Raw genomic sequence first — 18,047 nt, forward strand, 5'->3', positions numbered from 1 at the left:
CACCATAAAAAGCCGTAAAGAGAGCACCTGCTCCTCTTTACGGCTTTTTCTTTTTTTACGCTCAAGATGGATTACTTTTTTAGCTGAAAATCTATCCCAAAGGTTCAAAAAATGGCAGAACAGCGCAAATGAACTGTGGTACAGTCAGTTCTGATTTTTAAGCCATTTGGCAGAAAGCCGTGAAAAGACAGGTTTATGCCAACTTCGGACAGAGCAGCGTTACCAAAACATTACCTCCCATTCTGAAAATAGGGATTAGGAAAAGCGGTAATGAATAGAGCAAAATCCGATCTGAACCTATAGAATTATCTTCGACAAAGATACTTTGATGGCAGGAAAGAAGCAAATAAATAGCACTCGGTTTCTTCGTTCTATCCTACAATATAGGCGAATATCGTCTCTTGGGAAGTGACAGACGACCGAAGAGCCACCTTGTCCAAAAATTGGAGGAGGGAGATAGGGATATTTACCGTGAATATGTTTCGTTCTGCCGATACAAGGGCAAAATCCTGCGAGGACTTGTCAAACGACGAAAGGTGGAGTTTGCTCTGTTTTATATTCCCTGATTTCACGAAGTACGCCCTTTGCAAGTTTTATCGGCTTGCAAGGGGTGTTTTCTTGCCGTTTTATTCGCCTTTCTCATTATGAATGAGTAACTTTGCAGTAGTAATAATCTTAAGGAAGACGCTATGATGGATAAAATAAAAATAGATTGGGAATATTGTTATGGTATAAAAAGTTTGAAGCATGAATTTTCTTTCTCTGAAGGAAAGCATTCTCATTTAATATATGCACCAAATGGGGCTATGAAAACTTCATTTGCAAAAACAATGAAATACTTATCTGGACAGACAAAGGAAAAACCTTGTGATCAACTATGTGAAGCAAATAAGGCAAAATACAGTTTAACGACAGATGAAAAAGATATTTCACCAGATTTTATATTTGTAGTCAATGGTGATGAAGATATAGATTACTCAAAATCATTTGTCAATTTTCTTGCCAGTGCAGAGTTGAAAAGCAAATATGATGAGATATATCTGAAATTAACAACAGAGAAAGATGCTCTTATTTTAAAATTAAAATCATGCTCCCAAAGTACAGATTGTGAGAAAGAAATCATAGAAGCTTTTTCGCAAGGAGATAGTGATACCATTTTTAGTGTTTTAGAACGGTTGAGTTCAAAAGTTCAGTCTGGATTACCTTTATTCGATTTTAAGTATAATGATGTTTTCGATACCAAAGGAACGGTAAAAGCCTTTTTAGAAACTCATCGCGATAAACTCAAAGAGTATATTGACAATTACGAAAAACTTTTGAATGAATCGTATTTGTATAGAGCGGTGGATGGTCATTCCTTTGGTACATATCAAGCCTCACAATTATTACAGAATGTTTCTGACGGTAACTTCTTTGGAGTTCATCATAAAATGATATTACAAAATGGTGATGAGATAACCTCGCATGAAGAATTACAACAAAAAATGACAGAAGAGCAAAATCGGATTCTTGGAGACGATCAACTCAAAAAGGTTTTTGAAAAAATAACAAAAGCTATTGATAAAAATACTGAGTTAAGAGGTTTCAAAAAGGTAATCGAAAGTCATCCCGAATGGATTGGTGAAATGCTTAACTACGAAAATTTCCGCCAAAAAGTTTGGTTGGGATTTCTTTCAAAAGATGACATAAAACCGACATTCGAATCATACCTTAAAGTTTACAATGAGAACAAAGATGATTTGATTAATGTATTGGAAGAAGCAGAAAAGCAACAAGTAAAATGGAAAGATATAATAACTCTATATAATGCTCGTTTTCATGTTCCGATAAAAGTATCTATTGAAAATCAGCGAGATATAATCTTAAAGCAAGATGCCGCCAAACTTCAATTTTCTTATGTCCAAGATGGAGAAGAACCCATTGTTAAGGAAAAGAAAGACCTTGACAAGATTCTTAGTCGTGGAGAAAAGCGAGCTTTCATTATTTTGCAATTCTTGTTTGAGATGGAATCTCGAAAACTATTAGAACATGAGACAATTGTTGTGATGGATGATATTGCTGACTCGTTTGATTATCAGAACAAATATGCCATTGTGGAATACATAAAAGATTTGTCAGAAAGCCAAAACATACACTTGCTTATATTAACTCACAATTATGATTTCTATCGAACATTGACATCTCGTTTAAGCCTCAAAGGAGATTCTCTCTGGATGGTAGAACGCTCTTCTGATAATTTGGTAGTTCTACATCCAGGACAATACAGAGGGAATGTTTTTGCCAATGCTTTTGTGGGTAAAGATAAAGATGATAAAATTTTCATTAGTATGATTCCATTTGTACGAAATCTGATAGAATATACAAAAGGGGTAAATTCAACAGAATACGGTACGCTTACAAACTGTCTGCATCATAAGAAATACACCAAGGATATAACGGAAAAGGAGGTTATGGATATTTTGGAGGATTATACTCTTGGAAAAGGGTTAAAGCGTCAAAGCTCTGATAAAAAAATATATTCTCTTATAATGAGCATGGCGGAGTCAATTGTACAAGAGGAAGCTCCTGACCCGATACTAATCGAGAATAAAATAGCTTTATCAATTGGAATACGTCATTTAGCTGAAAATTATATGCACGACAAAATCATATCAACAGGAAAAAGTGAAGAAGAGCTTGTTGTGAATGGTAATCAGACTGGGAAATGGACAGGATTATATAAGAAATGTTGTCCTGATGATGAAAACAAGGTGATAATAGAAAGGGTTAATATGATGACTCCCGAAATTATTCATATTAACAGTTTTATGTTTGAACCGCTAATAGACATGTCTATTTCTCATCTTATAGCTCTTTACAAAGATTGCAAAGAACATCTTATAATTTAGTATAGTAAAAGTCTGAAATATTTTAACCCTTAATTTGAATTAGACTGGAATTTAATCAAAGATTGCTTTCTGTTGATTAACGTAATATGAGCCATTTAGCATTGGCTTTTTGTTACTTTTGAGCCGTCTCAACTCACTGTCAAAAGTAACGAGGTGTTTTTCATTAGGGTTTCTTTGCTCCTTTCTTTGTCCGCCCGATGCTCACGAAAGAAAGGAGCTGTCGGCAAATCTGCCGACAGCTTTACTCCTTCTGCTCTTCTTGAACAGTTATCCGTCCCGTCCTTACTTCGGGGTGAGTGGAGAAAGCCCAATTCACCTCCCCATCGGGCAGGGTGCTGTGAATGTTTCCACCCATCACCAATCCGCAATTCTGAATGACCTTCTGCCGTGCTTCCTCCCTGCTCTCGGCAACCACCTCAAATACTCCCTCGAAAATGTACTGCGTCCGTACTCTATAAACTTTCTTCTTCATATTCTCAAAACTCAACCTTTAATAATCTGTGCTCCATTGGCTCGCCATTCGATAACCTGCGGTGGGTAAGCCAAAAGTGATGTGTGCCGTAACCATAGGCAAAGAACTTGTCAAGTTCCGTTTCTTCGGCTATCCGCTTGACGGCTGCCCTTAGTTCCTCTTCATTGGCGAATAGGGTAATGGCATTGATTACCCTTACAAGAATATAGGGTATCTCGTCCGCCCAATTGCATACGATGCTTTCTATTCCTGCTTTCATATTCTGTGATGTTTTAGTGATTGTTTCCTATGCAGTCGCTCTCATCCTCAGCCTTATCAATTTGCGATTGGCATTGAAAAGGCTTATAATTTGCTCGTGGTACTCTGTATTTTGGTTGCACACTCCACGACTTTGCACCACTTTGACTGTATCCAAATTGACCTCAATAGTTTCTATCCGCCTGCCCTTGATGGTTGCTGAAAGGATAAGAGAGTTTTCTTTGAGATAATAGGCATTATCGAACACACAATGATGCATTGCAACTCCTTCCTCCAAATGTTCCTGCACGCTTTCCAATACGTGGATTTGGATTGTGCCGTCCGTGAAACTGATACCAAAGAATTTACTTTTCAATTCTCTGAAACGTTTCTCTTCCTCCATTGCCTTTTTGAGTCTTTTTGCCCTTTCCTCCTTTTCTCTCTGTTTGCAAAGTTCGCTTTGTCTGCAGTCGTGTTCCCAATATAGGTCGGTGGGGCAAACATATTTCGGGCTGTGTGTGTCCTTGCCCAATCTGCGGAGCATATCCACATAGTCGCACCATATTGAAATATCCTCTATCTTATAGCCGTTGCGAATGGTAATCTTATAAGACTGCCAACAAGCGTCAAATGTCCGTGAATTATTAAGAAAGTATTTCAGATGCTCGGTTCTATCAGTTTTCATCAATGTTTCCACTCGGCTGTCGGACAATAAAGAGGGGATAAGGATTGTCGGTGCTATGCCGTGAAAATCATTCTCAAATCCATTCCTGCGGAGTGTGTCCTTAACCTTGAACTTGGGATATATCTGTGAGTACGATATATGGCGGTAGGCTTCGTTATCGTTGCGTACTGCCATTGGCGAACAGAAAGAAAAGGTGTCAATGTATCTGCCTAATGTTCGTTGAACGGCAACAATCGTCTGTCTACCTTGTGCGTTCCACCAATACTGACCTATTTCAAAGGTATAATGTTGAGCCTTGCAACCTTTCTCCATTTCAGAGGAAAGAAGAAACATTCTCAACACTTGATACTCTCCACAAGTAGTTAGAATGGTAAAGTATTGCTTCTGCCTTATCTTGCGTTCAAAGGTTTCCTTGACTTGCAACCTTGCCCTGCAATGAGGGCAAGTGCAATGTTCGGCTGGCTTATCCATTATCCAACTATGTCCACAATCCATACACGTGGTGCGACCTGCGGGCAATCGGTAGGCGAAGTGGTCTATACACTCACGAAATGCCCACTTGCTCTGCGTCTTGGTTATCGGTCGCAAGTTCTTGCTCTAGGCAAGTACTGCCTTTTCAATTTTGTTTCTCGGTTTCATAATCTGTTCTCCTCAATCAGTTATTGCGAAATACATAGCCGTCCTTATACCAAAAGTCCGCATCGAAAAGGTCATCGGCATATTTGCCGAAGTCAAAATAACTCAGAGCAAAATCGGATAAGTTATTTTCCATTTTTACAAATTCCTCCGCAAAATCCTCCCTGCTTGCATAACTTCCGATGTAGTCGGATTGGAAAGATTTCACAAGGTTGTAAGCGTCTTGTGTGAGTTGGATACTGTTGCCTTCCGTCCATACCCAAAAGGCTTCTTTCTCCGTGTCGTTCATCCTATCCAACTCGTCCCGAAGTTCAAAGAATTTCTCGTCCAGATGCCCCTCGTCTATCAGACAATCGGGGATTTTCTCCCACGATTGGAACATATATTCGGGTTCCTCCTCGTCCTCGTGTATCTCGGCACAACGTTCCATAAACTCGTCCCAATCATAAAAGCCTGAGAGTTCCACCCACTCGCCCTGCAATGAGCCGTTATTGTACATGGTATAAGTACCTACATAGATGCGTGCTTCATTCAAATCCATTGCTTTCATATCCTTTTCTGTTTAGGGTTAAAACTCAAATAATGAGGGTTGGGGCTGCTGTTCCACCTGCTTTTTCGCTTTGGGTTTCTTGGCGGTAAGTTTGCGGTATTCTTCCGTTTGGTATCGTTCGATAGCTTTTTTCCTTGCTTCTGCCTTTTCCTCCTCTGTAAGTTCGATAGTATGGTTTACCACGACTTTACAGTTAATGGATTTACCTACTTGCAGATCGTCCTCATCGTAATAGTGGACGGCAAGGGAATATACCTCCTCATCGGACAGACCTGCACAACCCATTCTTTGGACTTCCGTCAAGATGTAGGTAATGCACTCGTCTATGTTCTTGTTCTCCTTGCGAAAACTCTCTGCAAAGAGTTCATCGTATGATGCTCTGGTCTCCAAATAGTTTTGTATAACGTCCTTGAAATGTTCTGTACCTTTCATTGTCTTTGATGTTTTAATTAGTTGAATAATGTTCCGTCAGATAGAAACTCGAACTCGTTATATTCGCAACTCTCGGCAAAGGCTTCTTCGCTGAGTTGGTATTTCATATCATCTCGGCAAGCCTTGAAAAAGCCATTTAAGCACTTGTCCATAAGTTCGTATAGGGTGGTGTTGTCGGGAGATTTCAGAAAGTCATATATGGGCTTCAATATCTCATAGTCCATACAATAACCTGTCAATACACAATCATTAGTAACGAATACACGGCTCTTACGCTTTGTCTTGTAATTGTGTCCCCAAATGGTTTTGGGTATATACAAATCGCTCCAATAGTTATTAATAAGGTATTTCAGTAGTCTACCCCCTTTCAGATTATCTTCCTCTTCGCTGTAATAAGAAGTGAAGCGATACTGATAGATGTAGCCATCGTATGACCATCTTTCCGCCTTGATATTGAATATCCGTTCAAAGGCTTGCAAGGTCTTTCGGTCTCGTTTGCCCAAGCATAGTCGAAGTCTTCCATCCAACGGCTGTGTGCCTTCGCTTGTGCATCTCTTGTCAATTCGTGGAGGTTATAAACCTCGTATGTTCTTGTTTCCGTTCTCATATTCTCGTGAATTTATAGGGTTGCTAAAATGATTTCTCGGATATGAATGGGGTTGACTTCTGAAAAGAGATAGAGGATAAATTCCTTTCTGTCTTTCCGATAGAGTTCCTTGTATAATTCTCCAAAAGCGGATATATTCCCGTTGGGGTAAACCGATACCATATACTCGAAAATGTTATCCACCTCGTAGTATCTGCATTGCTGTGCGATTGTCTTGCTTCTTCTTTTCATATATCTGTCTGTTTAAGAAATGAGTAACCAAAGTATTCCCCCGATGATGAGGGCATAAGTCAAAATGTACACTGCGATTGCCAAAGCGATGGTAAGGAGTAGCCGAATGAGGAATTTTCCCACACATATCCCTGACAGCCAAAGCCAAACGCTTCCACCCCAAAGGAGAGAGCCTACGAGTGCAAGAGCCACCCAAATTGATATTTTGTATCTCAGTTTCATCTTGTCTGATTTTTTTGATTTTATGCGGATTCCAGAGGTGAGGAAGTTGAGTTTCCATTTTTCATTTTCTCTGTCCTCGTGTTTCCGACATTTTTTTTATGCGTCTTTCCGTCGGGTCGGTCGTTTTCGTTTCAAGGCGATAAAAGGTAGGGCTTAGGACAAACAAGGTTTACGGCGAGAATACTACCTGCGATGAAATGGAAGTGTGGAGATTGTCGTCGTAACGGCTTACCGCTTCGACCTTTTTTGTCCGTGAAAGCCCGGAACTACCTTTGCCGCTGACAACGAACAACCGATCCCGATGTGAATACTTAAAGTGGAATGTGGAGAGGAACGCCGGAGAGGGCTGAGCGAAAAAAAAATGAAAGGCAGTCTTCACAAGTAAGCTGCCATAATCATGAAGAATAAGACGAGAAAATAGAATCAGCTGTCTGAATAGAGACCCGTTAGAAAAGAAAAACGGAGAAAGTTTCGTCTTTCTCCGTAGATAGTATTACCTTTGCAATAGGTTATTCGAGTTATGCAAAGCGTTGTATATCATTGCAGAAGATAGGTTGCTAAATCATTACTACTGCATTTCATAACTCATTCGGCTGCTGATAGCCAATTACTTAGACCTAAATGATAGATTTTTGAAGAAAGAGGTCTCTATTTTAACTAAAATACAATTCTATTTTAGTTATAACATAAAAGTATTACAGTTGAAACACAAAAGTATTACAGTTGAAACACAAAAGTATTTTAACTAAGATACATCTTTGTTTTAGTTAAAACACCTCAAAGAGCCATATACACCATATTCCCCCGGGCATTTTATTAAACTCACCCCTCTTTTAAGAATAACAAAAAGACACATTACAAACGTAAAAAACGCATATTCTGACACAATTCTGCTGAATAAGTACCCATATGATACTCATTTTAATTTTTCATTTTATCACATTTTACGTCTTAGTAAGAATACTTTTAGAGACTGTTGCAAAAGTCAACAGTCTCGTGGATTTTGGAGGCGAAGCCGACAAAAGACACTTTGACCGGGCAAAGAAGGTAAAGTGCAAGGCGCTAAGAGTGAGTGCACAGGGAGTTTACTTCAGGTAAATGACCAAGCGCGAATCTCGCAAGCAACGAAGCAATTTGCCTGCTATGCAACGGTCTCTTTTAGGGAAAGTAAAGAAAGGTGGGTAAGAATTTACCTGATATACTTATTTAATTGAAACAAAAAAAGAATCCCGTTACCATAGAGTCTGTCCTTAAAGGGTAGACTTATAATACCACGACATTACAAACTGAAAAAATATCCGCAACCGTAAAACCACGGTGTAAAAGAAACAATTTCACTACTGATCAGGAATAAAATGACAGAGGTCCTGTGCAATATAACAATGAAAAGTATGCCATACAATCGGCTCCTACAAGGGATGAAACGCCCCGCAAATTCGATGTGGTAGAGCTGATGCTAATTTCAATTATTACGGAGTCGAAAATAGCTAACAGGCTGATTTTAAAGCACGTTGAGCACCTGCTCCTTGATCTGCTCAAGAGCATCTTTCATTTTCACCACAATCTGCTGCATTTCTGCATGATTGCTTTTGGAACCTAAAGTATTGATCTCACGCCCGATCTCTTGTGCGATGAAACCAAGCTTCTTGCCCTGTCCGGGTTCCAGTTGTATGGTATTGATAAAATAATCAAGATGGTGTCTCAGTCTATTTTTTTCCTCATTGATATCCAGTTTTTCTATGTAATAGATCATTTCCTGTTCCAACCTATTATTATCGACCTTCTCTATAGCAAGCTTGGACAAGCCATCCTCAATACGTTGCTTGATCAGGGTGATACGTTCCTGCTCGGGTTCGTTTACATGCTCCAAAAGCTTAGCGATCATGTTGATATTATCTCTCAGTACCCCCTCGAGCATTACACCTTCCTGCTTTCTGAAATCATTGAGCATGTCTATAGCCTCATGCAAAGCTTGTAAGAGAGCTTTGGACTCCTCATCACTCAGTGTCTCAGAGGCTGTATCTTGCTCGTTGAGCATGCTACCCGGAAGACGAAGGAGAAGCTCAAACCAATTTTGAGGTTCGGGAATATCAAGGGACTTGCTTAGCTGTTTGATCTGAGAGATGTAACCGCTTACAACATCTTCGTTGAATATAGTGCCGGCTCCGACCTCGGGAGTTTGGATATCCACGTTGACACTAAGCTCAGCTTTGCCACGCTGTAAAGCTAAGCTCAATGCTGAGCGCAACTCCAGTTCTTTTTCTTTGTAATATGAGGGAATGCGAGTCGACAAGTCGAACTGCTTACTATTGAGCGTTTTTACGGTAACGGTGATTTTCTTATTGGCGTACTCGGCTGTTGCCTTTCCGAAGCCGGTCATTGAGTATATCATAATATTAAAATTAAGGGGCATGCAACAATCAGTAAATGATCAGCTGCAATGCCCCGTAAATTCATGTTTAATTACAAACCTTTGCCATGGCAATGCTTGAATTTCTTTCCACTACCACAAGGACAAAGTTCATTACGGCCCACTTTATGCTCTACCCTTACAGGCTCTTGCTTGGGAGCCGACTGTGGAGCCGAGGCAGCTTGTCTCTGGACATTATTGCCCTCATAAAGATCATCCTTAGAGGTTTTGTACTTGCTCATATCCTGACGTCTCTCAGCCTCTGCACGTCTTACCTCTACTCGGCGAGCTTCTTGCTGCTCAGCTTCTGTGGGCATAGGCAATTTTACACGCATGAGTATTGCTACCGTCTTACGATTCATCTGCTCTATCATGCTCTTGAAGAGGTCATAAGACTCCAACTTATAGATGAGCAAAGGATCCTTGTTTTCGTAGCTGGCATTCTGTACGGAATTGCGTAACTCATCCATCTCTCTCAAGTGTTCTTTCCATGACTCATCGATCATGTGAAGAACTATGGCCTTCTCAAATTCCTTGATGATGCTCTTGCCTTGAGTTTCATCAGCCTCTTTGAGATTACAACTGATGTTGTAGTTCTTACGACCATCAGTAAGAGGGATCATGATACGCTCGTAGGTAGATCCCTGATCAGTGTAAACCTGATGTAAGATAGGATAAGCCACGTCGGCGATGTTTTGCATCTTATGCTTATAGATGCCGTATACGTGATCGAACAATTGATCCGCCAAGCTCTCTGCTTTACCTTTGGAGAATTCCTCAGAAGTAAAAGGAGGCTCTACTGCCAGAACTCTGAGAAGATGCTCGGTGAATCCTTCAAAATCATTTTCGGGCAAATAAATATCAATAATGTTTTTCCCTGCGTCATAAAGCGTATTCATAACGTCCATGCTGATACGCTCACCCATGAGAGCATGACGGCGACGTGTATAGATAACTTCACGCTGAGAGTTCATCACATCATCATACTCAAGGAGTCTCTTACGGATACCGAAGTTGTTTTCTTCGACTTTCTTCTGTGCTTTTTCTACAGACTTGGTAAGCATGGGAGCTTCTAACACTTCTCCTTCTTTGAAGCCTAAACGATCCATCATAGACGCTAATCTGTCGGAAGCAAAGAGACGCATCAAATGGTCCTCAAGTGACACAAAGAATATGGAAGAACCCGGGTCACCCTGACGTCCTGAACGTCCGCGCAACTGCCTATCCACACGACGTGACTCGTGACGCTCTGTACCTATGATAGCGAGACCTCCTGCAGCTTTTACTTCAGGGCTTAGCTTGATGTCGGTACCACGTCCCGCCATGTTGGTGGCTATGGTTACCGTACCCTTCTGACCTGCAGCTGCTACAATATCAGCTTCCTTCTGGTGCAACTTGGCATTGAGTACGTTGTGAGGAATCTTACGGAGCGTAAGCATTTTACTCAACAACTCGGATATTTCTACCGATGTAGTACCTACAAGAACCGGACGTCCCTTCTCAACCAGATTGCCTATCTCATCTATAACAGCAGAATATTTCTCTCTCGCAGTTTTGTAAATCCTATCGTTCATATCCTTACGAGCGATAGGCCTATTCGTAGGAATAACGACCACATCAAGCTTGTAGATATCCCAGAGCTCACCAGCCTCAGTCTCGGCAGTACCAGTCATCCCCGAAAGCTTGTGATACATACGGAAATAATTCTGGAGCGTAATGGTAGCAAACGTCTGGGTGGCAGCTTCCACTTTGACACGTTCTTTAGCCTCAATAGCCTGGTGCAAACCATCGGAATAACGGCGACCATCCATAATACGTCCCGTCTGCTCATCCACAATCAATACCTTATTGTCCATGACTACATATTGATCGTCTTTTTCGAAGAGAGCATAGGCTTTGAGCAATTGGTTCACGGTATGAACACGCTCACTTTTAATAGAGTAATTGGTAATAAGCTCTTCTTTCTTCTCAGCTAACTCCTCAGGGGTGAGATTCATCGCCTCCAGTTCGGACAACTCTGATGCAATATCAGGCAACACAAAGAATTTAGGGTCATCAGTGCCCGAAGTAAGCAAGTCTATACCTTTGTCCGTAAGCTCGATGCTATTGTTCTTCTCATCAATTACAAAGTATAGATCATCAGTAACAAGATGCATATTGCGCATATTGTCCTGCATATATACCTCTTCTGTTTTGAGCATAGAAGCTTTGATGCCCGGCTCACTGAGGTACTTGATCAAAGCCTTGTTCTTGGGCAACCCCTTGAAAGAGCGATAAAGGAGCATAGTACCCTCATCCTGAACCTTTTTGTCATCGCTGGCAATCTTGTTCTTAGCTTCGATAAGCAGTTGAGCCGCAAGTTTCTTTTGAGCATTGACTACTTTCTCCACATTCGGGAGAAACTCTTCGAAAAGCTGATCGTCTCCCTTGGGTATAGGACCTGAAATGATAAGAGGTGTACGTGCATCATCAATTAATACAGAGTCTACCTCATCCACGATAGCATAGTTATGTTTGCGCTGAACCAAGTCGTTGGGGCTGGTAGCCATGTTATCTCTCAGATAGTCAAAACCAAACTCATTATTGGTACCGAAAGTAATATCGGCATTATAAGCCTTGCGACGTTCATCGGAGTTTGGCTGGTGCTTATCAATACAGTCCACCGTGAGCCCATGGAACATATACAGAGGTCCCATCCACTCGGAGTCACGCTTGGACAGATAGTCGTTTACAGTAACTACGTGCACACCATTACCTGTAAGAGCATTGAGAAATACAGGTAAAGTTGCAACCAAAGTCTTACCTTCACCGGTAGCCATCTCAGCTACTTTGCCTTTGTGAAGGACTACCCCACCGATAAGCTGTACATCATAATGTACCATATCCCATATGATCTCATTACCTCCTGCCATCCAGTGATTGCTGAATACGGCGGTGTCGCCTTCTATGGTGATAAAGTCATGTTCTACGGCCAGTGTACGGTCAAGATCCGTGGCTCGAACTCTGATCTCAGGGTTTTGCGAAAGTCTTTTGGCGGTTTCCTTGACGATTGAGAAGGCTTCAGGGAGTATCTCGTTGAGCACTTCTTCCATCTTGTCGAGGATTTCTTTTTCGATTTTATCTACTTTTGTCCAGCTTTCTTCCCTTTCTTCCAGGTCTTTGTCTTCTATTGAAAGCTTGATATCTTCTATTTCTTTTCTCTCTTCTGCTACGTAGTCCTGAATGTGCTGTTTGAGCTCGGCAGTACGCTGGCGAAGACCGTCATTGTCCAATTTCTCTATTTCAGGATAAACAGCCTTGATCTTATCAATGTAAGGCATGATTTCCTTTAAGTCTCGCTGAGACTTGTTACCGAAAAGCTTCGATAATAATTCGTTAAATCCCATATATGTATTTATTATTTTTTCTTATTACTTGTGATATCCAATGAAAAACGGTCAGCAGCCGTAGGGGGTCTGATCCTAAGAATAGAAGCTATGGTAGGAGCAATGTCTCCTGCATAAACCGTTTTACCTTCCAAAACGCGAGGCTCAATATTGAGTCCATAAATAATGAAAGGCGTTTGGACAGCATTGAATGTCTGATAAGAATTGCCCGAAGACTCCACGCTTTCCTGCAAGGTGCTATCTTCAAAGATCCAACCGGGAGCCAAACGAATGTATACATCAGGACGATATTTGGGATGACTGCCTAATTTCCACTTCAACACATCACGAGTGAGTGCAGAACCACTGTTGAAAAGGAGTGAAGGGTAAGCCCCACTCACACCATCCAAGTCATAAAGGAGTTCACAAACCTTGTTTTGAATATCAGACAATGAAATTCTTTTCTGATCGATGAGTTTACGATTGAGAAAGATATTTCCGTCAAAGCAATCACTTACCCACTCACCGGAACCATAAGAGGCCGACAAGAAAAGGTTGATCAACGTTTTGCAACGCTTGAGACTAATCGAGTGTTTTAGCTTTTCGGCTGAAGTACCCGATGATTTGGCAGGATTATAATATCCCGTGCCGGTAAAGGTGACAATACAATTGCGCAACCCGATTTTTTTATCAATCTGGTTGAGAACGGAGGCGATACTTTGGTCAAGCTTGAGATACGTGTCTACGATCTCAGGGCTATAATCACCGTTGACTGATTTGGGGTAATTACCTGCATAATAATTAAGCGTAAGTAAATTGGGTACATTGGAAGTCTCAAAGCCCGCATTCCCGATAAAAAGATTGGCTAAGTCTGATATTTCTTTGTTGACCAAAGCCGAACGCTTATAATCCGGCACATTATTGGTGTTGAAAGAATAAGTAATTTTTTTACCTGAAAAATAAGGGCTGGAAAATCTATCTGTTCCCGTAGGAGTCCACTTGACAGATGAAAGACGTTTATTCGGGCCCTCGGCTGATCTATTATATCTGTCAATATAAGCCGGCATCTTCTCATAATAGTTACTACTTGCCCAACTTCCAATGCGGTCATCAATCCAAAATGCACCATCGGCAGCATAACCGCCGGCAGAGATAGCTTCGCCATAATCAGGGGCAATACTATAAACTCTACAAGACTTATCCGCAACTTTCAACTGATCTCCCAGAGTATTTACCATCAATGGCTTAGGAGATAGGTTATCTCGTGTATAATTACCCACGAAGTTATCGTCACGAAATATATCCTTGATACTTTTGGCAGTCCTGTCATATGCCTTGGGAGAAGTTATACCGTGAATTTCAGGATTGGTTCCCGTAAAGATTGATGCCGTAGCTGCAGCAGCATTATTGGGCATATAAGGGTATTTGACTTTGGTGTATACCAATCCACCCTTGAGCAACCGATTTATTCCATCGGAACCCATATAAGGAGATAGCTCATCCAAAAGATCTCCGCGAAGTTGATCTACCGTAATACAAACAACAAGTTTGGGTAGAGGCTGAGCACCTGCTTGTATCTGTAATACAAGAAGAGCCACTAATGAGGTGAATATTCTTTTTACACTTCTTTGTTCTTGCGGAAGCATATCGTGTTATTTATCTTGTTTACGTTGTATCATCAGCCACTTGACTGATATGATCCATAAAGTCCCTCCTACAAGTATCATTGCCGCATTAAAGTTTTGAGGCAGGAAAATAGCAAGAAGAGCAAATAGACTTAGGACTACAAAGTTAACAAAATGATAATAATATCCCCACTTTTTTAATCTCTTGAATAACATTAAAGGCACACCAAGCAAGAGATGTAAGGGATGTAAAACAACCAGATTATAATTGGGCGAAGTAAAAGGATGCTCAGAGATAAAGGCCAGATAAAAGAGAAGAAGGCCTGCAAGACCTGCACAAGCAAATATAATGCAGTCATAAATACGGTACAGCTTCCTTCTCCGCCATGCCATAAGCGATATCACAAAAGTGATGACTAGCAATAGCGAAAAGACGGTGAGAGGATGTATAAGGAATGAAAGGAATGCACCGTAAGTATATGGTTGAGCAGGAATAATGTAGGGCATTTTTCTGACCGACAAGACGGCCGGCTTGGTATCTCCATTTTTGTATACAAGAGATGCTTGAGGCAGGTACTCTATTATCTTGGACGGTAAAAAGAGTTGCTCCTGAACAGAGGCCGAGGCATCAGTCTTAGAGCCCAAAGCCAAATCGGTCCCCAAAACCATCCAAGGCTTATTACGCTCTGCTCTATTGATAAGATAGCGCCATGTTACAGTTTTGATGTTCGGGAATTTTAGATGTCCGCCACAGCTCTCGCTAAATATTGACACAGGACGTGTAGAACAGTTGTCATAAAAGAAATTATAGCGATATACACTGTTTTCGGGTCTGATATTCCATAGCAGATACTCCCAAGCCTTCTGCTTTTCTATCGCAGACATGTTGAGAACAAGCTCAGTAACATCACTTCCGCGTCCGAGATATTCATTCATGTAATATGAAGCCTCTATGGGAACTACGGCATAATCAGTCTTACCTTTGATAAACCTCACCGTAAAATCCGAATTAAAAGCAAATATCCCGTAATTGAAAATAACATCAATGTGTTGCACCGGATCATTGACACGAAACCCCGCATGTCCGTATACGGTATATACTTCGTCCTCAATAGGTGATGCCACAACAATACTCATCACTGCAGCGGAATCCAACTTATCAGGAAATGCATACCTGTCCTGAGCCTTGAGAGGCAAGTAAGGATGCATCAGGCTTATCAGTAACAAAGATATCAAGATGTAGCCGTTAGGCCTCGTACAAAGAAAATTACATCTCATTTTCGGATAGACTGAAATTTAAAAAGGGTGCTGAACAGCTTGACAGCACCCTTGAATATATTACTCTATAATTTCATCAAACGTCTGAGTAGTATCTGCGGGAATAGTCACAATATCACCTGAATCAAGTCCTCCGCAAGGAGAGAATCCCGGTGGAATATCGAATGCATCCTTCTTGTTATACCCCAGTTTAGGATTGGCATAAACATGTTTGATAAACTCAGCAAAAATAGGTAAAGCAGCAGCGGCCCCCTGTCCTACGTTCATGGAACGGAAACGTATACTGCGCTCTTCACCTCCCACCCAACAGCCTGCAACAATTTTGGGTGTAAAACCTATAAACCAAGCATCACTATTATTCTGTGTAGTACCGGTCTTACCACCCAGTGGCATATCCAGATTGTATCTGTATTTGAGTCGGCTGGCAGTACCTCCGTTGACCACACTCTGAAGCATATATAGCATTTTCAATGTAGCGTCCTGGGGAAGTACCTCTGTCATCTGCGGTGTAAAATTGGCAACAACATTGCCATACTGATCTTCAATATGCGTAATAGGTAATGGCGCAACGCGGATACCTTTATTTACAAAGGTGGTATACCCACTCACCATTTCACCTACGGTAGCATCCGGTGTACCCAGACAAATAGATGGCTCGGCATCCATAGGGCCTTGTAAACCATAGCTTCTAAGTAGTCTCACAAAGGTATAAGGTGAGGTACGAGACATCAGATAAGCCGTAACCCAGTTATCGGAGTTTTGCAAACCCCATTGTATCGACACCATCTCTCCAATGAGTTTATTATTAGAGTTTTTGGGAGCCCATGGCTTACCTGCCTCTGTATACAGTACCTGCTGCACATGCATCATCATATCACAAGGCGTTATCCCCTCAATCATAGATAAAGAATAAAGGAACGGTTTTATTATAGATCCCGTCTGTCTGCGCCCCGTAGATACCATATCATACTGAAAAGCATTGAAGTCAATACCACCCACATAAGCCAATACATGACCATTGGCAGGGTTCATAGCAACAAATCCACTACGCAAGAAACTCTTCATATACTTCACAGAATCCATGGGTGTCATCACTGTATCTACAGTACCATGCCAACTCCATACCTGCATCTTGGTTTTCTTCCTAAAAGATGTCAATATCTCTCTTTCGGACATACCGGCCTCTTTACTCACACGCCATCGATCCGATTGCTTCATAGCTTTGAGAATTATCTTCTCACGATCTGTGGTAGTAAGATCATTGGAGAACGGTGCGTATTTATTACCTTTCATCTCCCTGTCAAATGCAGGCTGTAACACTTCGGTCATATGTTTGGTCATAGCTTCCTCAGCGTATTTCTGCATAGGTATTGAAATGGTGGTATAAATCTTCAACCCATCGGTGTAAATGTTGTAATTGCTACCATCAGCTTTCTTATGCTTTTTGCACCAACCATAGATAGGATTGGTTTCCCAAGCCAGACTGTCATCATGGAATTGTTGCATTTGCCAAGAAGCATAATTGGACTTACTGGGCTTATCTGCCATCAATATCTTGCGAAGATACTCACGGAAGTAAGGAGCCAAACCGTCTTTATGACTAATGCGATGAAAGTTTATTTTGAGCGGTAATGCGGATAACGAACTTACCTCTGCATCTGAGAGTATTCCCGCTTTTTCCATTTGTTGGAATACGACATTACGCCTCATTTTAGGCCTGTCTGTATCTTTGTGCAATACAGGATTGAATAATGAGGGGTTCTTACACATACCTACCAGCATGGCGGACTCGTCGAGCGTAAGCTGCGCAGGAGTTTTGCCGTAATAAGTATACGCTGCCGATTTTATTCCCACGGCATTATAGAGAAAGTCAAATTTATTGAGGTACATTGACAATATCTCTTCTTTGGTATAAAACCGCTCAAGTTTGGAGGCTATCACCCACTCTATAGGTTTCTGGAACAAACGAGCCAATATGTTATTCACCGGGGGCGAGTACAACTGCTTGGCGAGCTGCTGCGTGATGGTACTGCCACCTCCTGCATTGGATTGTCTCAAGATTCCTCGTTTTACAAAAGCTCTAAGCAAGCTCCTGAAGTCAATGCCCGAATGTTGGCGGAAACGAACGTCCTCGGTAGCGATCAATGCATTGATTACATTGGGAGAGATGTCTTCGTATGCCACATATACGCGGTTGTCCCCACTTTGGGCATATGACCCCAAAGGATCTCCCTCGGCAGAGATGAGCTGTGAGGCATATTTGTCAATGGGGTTTTGCAGCTGCTCCACAGCCGGCATATAGCCTATAACACCTAATGAGATCAAGGAGAACAGCACAAATATTAGTCCCCAAGCTCCAAAAAATATAATCCACAAAATGCGGATGATCTGTTTACTATGCGGTTTCAT

General features: G+C 41.4%; 13 protein-coding genes and 2 pseudogenes. 2 read left to right on the forward strand and 13 right to left on the reverse strand.

What is annotated here, in order from left to right; translation table 11 throughout:
- Positions 1 to 353: 353 nt before the first annotated feature.
- Both VYJ22_RS11635 and VYJ22_RS08350 read left to right on the forward strand, forming a co-directional pair.
- Positions 354 to 566 (forward strand): annotated as a pseudogene (locus tag VYJ22_RS11635) (glycoside hydrolase family protein); the annotation flags it as partial.
- Between the two features lie 123 nt (positions 567 to 689).
- Entirely contained in the window at positions 690 to 2,888 is a 2,199-nt protein-coding gene (locus VYJ22_RS08350) for a hypothetical protein (RefSeq protein WP_329903511.1), read from the forward strand.
- A 241-nt stretch (positions 2,889 to 3,129) separates the two neighbouring features.
- Here VYJ22_RS08350 and VYJ22_RS08355 read toward each other — a convergent pair whose 3' ends face one another.
- The 13 genes and pseudogenes from VYJ22_RS08355 to VYJ22_RS08415 all read right to left on the reverse strand — a co-directional run bounded on the left by VYJ22_RS08355 (position 3,130) and on the right by VYJ22_RS08415 (position 18,047).
- Entirely contained in the window at positions 3,130 to 3,360 is a 231-nt protein-coding gene (locus tag VYJ22_RS08355) for a hypothetical protein (RefSeq protein ID WP_329903512.1), read from the reverse strand.
- A gap of 4 nt (positions 3,361 to 3,364) precedes the next feature.
- On the reverse strand, positions 3,365 to 3,619 hold the full coding sequence (locus VYJ22_RS08360) for a hypothetical protein (protein WP_329903513.1): 255 nt from the start codon (positions 3,617 to 3,619) through the stop codon (positions 3,365 to 3,367).
- 27 nt (positions 3,620 to 3,646) lie between these two features.
- On the reverse strand, positions 3,647 to 4,870 hold the full coding sequence (locus VYJ22_RS08365; RefSeq protein WP_329903514.1) for a PcfJ domain-containing protein: 1,224 nt from the start codon (positions 4,868 to 4,870) through the stop codon (positions 3,647 to 3,649).
- A 67-nt stretch (positions 4,871 to 4,937) separates the two neighbouring features.
- Positions 4,938 to 5,468: an antirestriction protein ArdA gene (locus VYJ22_RS08370; protein WP_329903515.1), complete on the reverse strand. Its 531-nt coding sequence runs from the start codon at positions 5,466 to 5,468 to the stop codon at positions 4,938 to 4,940.
- Between the two features lie 18 nt (positions 5,469 to 5,486).
- Positions 5,487 to 5,900, reverse strand: a complete 414-nt coding sequence (locus tag VYJ22_RS08375; RefSeq protein ID WP_329903516.1) for a PcfK-like family protein — start codon at positions 5,898 to 5,900, stop codon at positions 5,487 to 5,489.
- A 17-nt stretch (positions 5,901 to 5,917) separates the two neighbouring features.
- Positions 5,918 to 6,507 (reverse strand): annotated as a pseudogene (locus VYJ22_RS08380) (hypothetical protein).
- Between the two features lie 12 nt (positions 6,508 to 6,519).
- A complete protein-coding gene (locus tag VYJ22_RS08385) occupies positions 6,520 to 6,738 on the reverse strand; it encodes a hypothetical protein (protein WP_329903517.1) in 219 nt (72 codons plus the stop codon).
- Between the two features lie 12 nt (positions 6,739 to 6,750).
- Positions 6,751 to 6,960 (reverse strand): hypothetical protein, encoded by a 210-nt coding sequence (locus tag VYJ22_RS08390; protein ID WP_329903518.1) that lies wholly within the window; start codon positions 6,958 to 6,960, stop codon positions 6,751 to 6,753.
- A gap of 1,501 nt (positions 6,961 to 8,461) precedes the next feature.
- Positions 8,462 to 9,352 carry a YicC/YloC family endoribonuclease gene (locus VYJ22_RS08395; RefSeq protein WP_329903519.1) on the reverse strand — a complete coding sequence of 297 codons (891 nt, stop codon included), beginning with the start codon at positions 9,350 to 9,352 and terminating at the stop codon, positions 8,462 to 8,464.
- 71 nt (positions 9,353 to 9,423) lie between these two features.
- On the reverse strand, positions 9,424 to 12,756 hold the full coding sequence (gene secA / locus VYJ22_RS08400; RefSeq protein WP_329903520.1) for a preprotein translocase subunit SecA: 3,333 nt from the start codon (positions 12,754 to 12,756) through the stop codon (positions 9,424 to 9,426).
- An 11-nt stretch (positions 12,757 to 12,767) separates the two neighbouring features.
- The gene (locus VYJ22_RS08405) at positions 12,768 to 14,381 is read right to left on the reverse strand and encodes an alkaline phosphatase family protein (protein ID WP_329903521.1); all 1,614 of its coding nucleotides are present in this window, start codon (positions 14,379 to 14,381) and stop codon (positions 12,768 to 12,770) included.
- 6 nt (positions 14,382 to 14,387) lie between these two features.
- Positions 14,388 to 15,587 carry a lipoprotein N-acyltransferase Lnb domain-containing protein gene (locus tag VYJ22_RS08410; RefSeq protein ID WP_329903522.1) on the reverse strand — a complete coding sequence of 400 codons (1,200 nt, stop codon included), beginning with the start codon at positions 15,585 to 15,587 and terminating at the stop codon, positions 14,388 to 14,390.
- Positions 15,588 to 15,698: 111 nt separating this feature from the next.
- Complete coding sequence (locus VYJ22_RS08415; RefSeq protein WP_329903523.1) at positions 15,699 to 18,047, reverse strand: transglycosylase domain-containing protein; 2,349 nt, start codon at positions 18,045 to 18,047, stop codon at positions 15,699 to 15,701.

This window comes from Porphyromonas pogonae (assembly GCF_036320655.1).
In the GTDB taxonomy this organism is placed as follows: Bacteria; Bacteroidota; Bacteroidia; order Bacteroidales; family Porphyromonadaceae; genus Porphyromonas; species Porphyromonas pogonae.

Excerpts from the sequence above, each read along its gene's own strand:
- VYJ22_RS08395 (WP_329903519.1), bottom strand. The coding sequence starts at position 9,352 with ATGATATACTCAATGACCGGCTTCGGAAAGGCAACAGCCGAGTACGCC.
- VYJ22_RS08370 (WP_329903515.1), bottom strand. The coding sequence starts at position 5,468 with ATGAAAGCAATGGATTTGAATGAAGCACGCATCTATGTAGGTACTTAT.
- VYJ22_RS08355 (WP_329903512.1), bottom strand. The coding sequence starts at position 3,360 with ATGAAGAAGAAAGTTTATAGAGTACGGACGCAGTACATTTTCGAGGGA.
- VYJ22_RS08375 (WP_329903516.1), bottom strand. The coding sequence starts at position 5,900 with ATGAAAGGTACAGAACATTTCAAGGACGTTATACAAAACTATTTGGAG.
- VYJ22_RS08390 (WP_329903518.1), bottom strand. The coding sequence starts at position 6,960 with ATGAAACTGAGATACAAAATATCAATTTGGGTGGCTCTTGCACTCGTA.
- VYJ22_RS08405 (WP_329903521.1), bottom strand. The coding sequence starts at position 14,381 with ATGCTTCCGCAAGAACAAAGAAGTGTAAAAAGAATATTCACCTCATTA.
- VYJ22_RS08360 (WP_329903513.1), bottom strand. The coding sequence starts at position 3,619 with ATGAAAGCAGGAATAGAAAGCATCGTATGCAATTGGGCGGACGAGATA.
- VYJ22_RS08350 (WP_329903511.1), top strand. The coding sequence starts at position 690 with ATGATGGATAAAATAAAAATAGATTGGGAATATTGTTATGGTATAAAA.
- secA (WP_329903520.1), bottom strand. The coding sequence starts at position 12,756 with ATGGGATTTAACGAATTATTATCGAAGCTTTTCGGTAACAAGTCTCAG.
- VYJ22_RS08385 (WP_329903517.1), bottom strand. The coding sequence starts at position 6,738 with ATGAAAAGAAGAAGCAAGACAATCGCACAGCAATGCAGATACTACGAG.
- VYJ22_RS08415 (WP_329903523.1), bottom strand. The coding sequence starts at position 18,047 with ATGAAACCGCATAGTAAACAGATCATCCGCATTTTGTGGATTATATTT.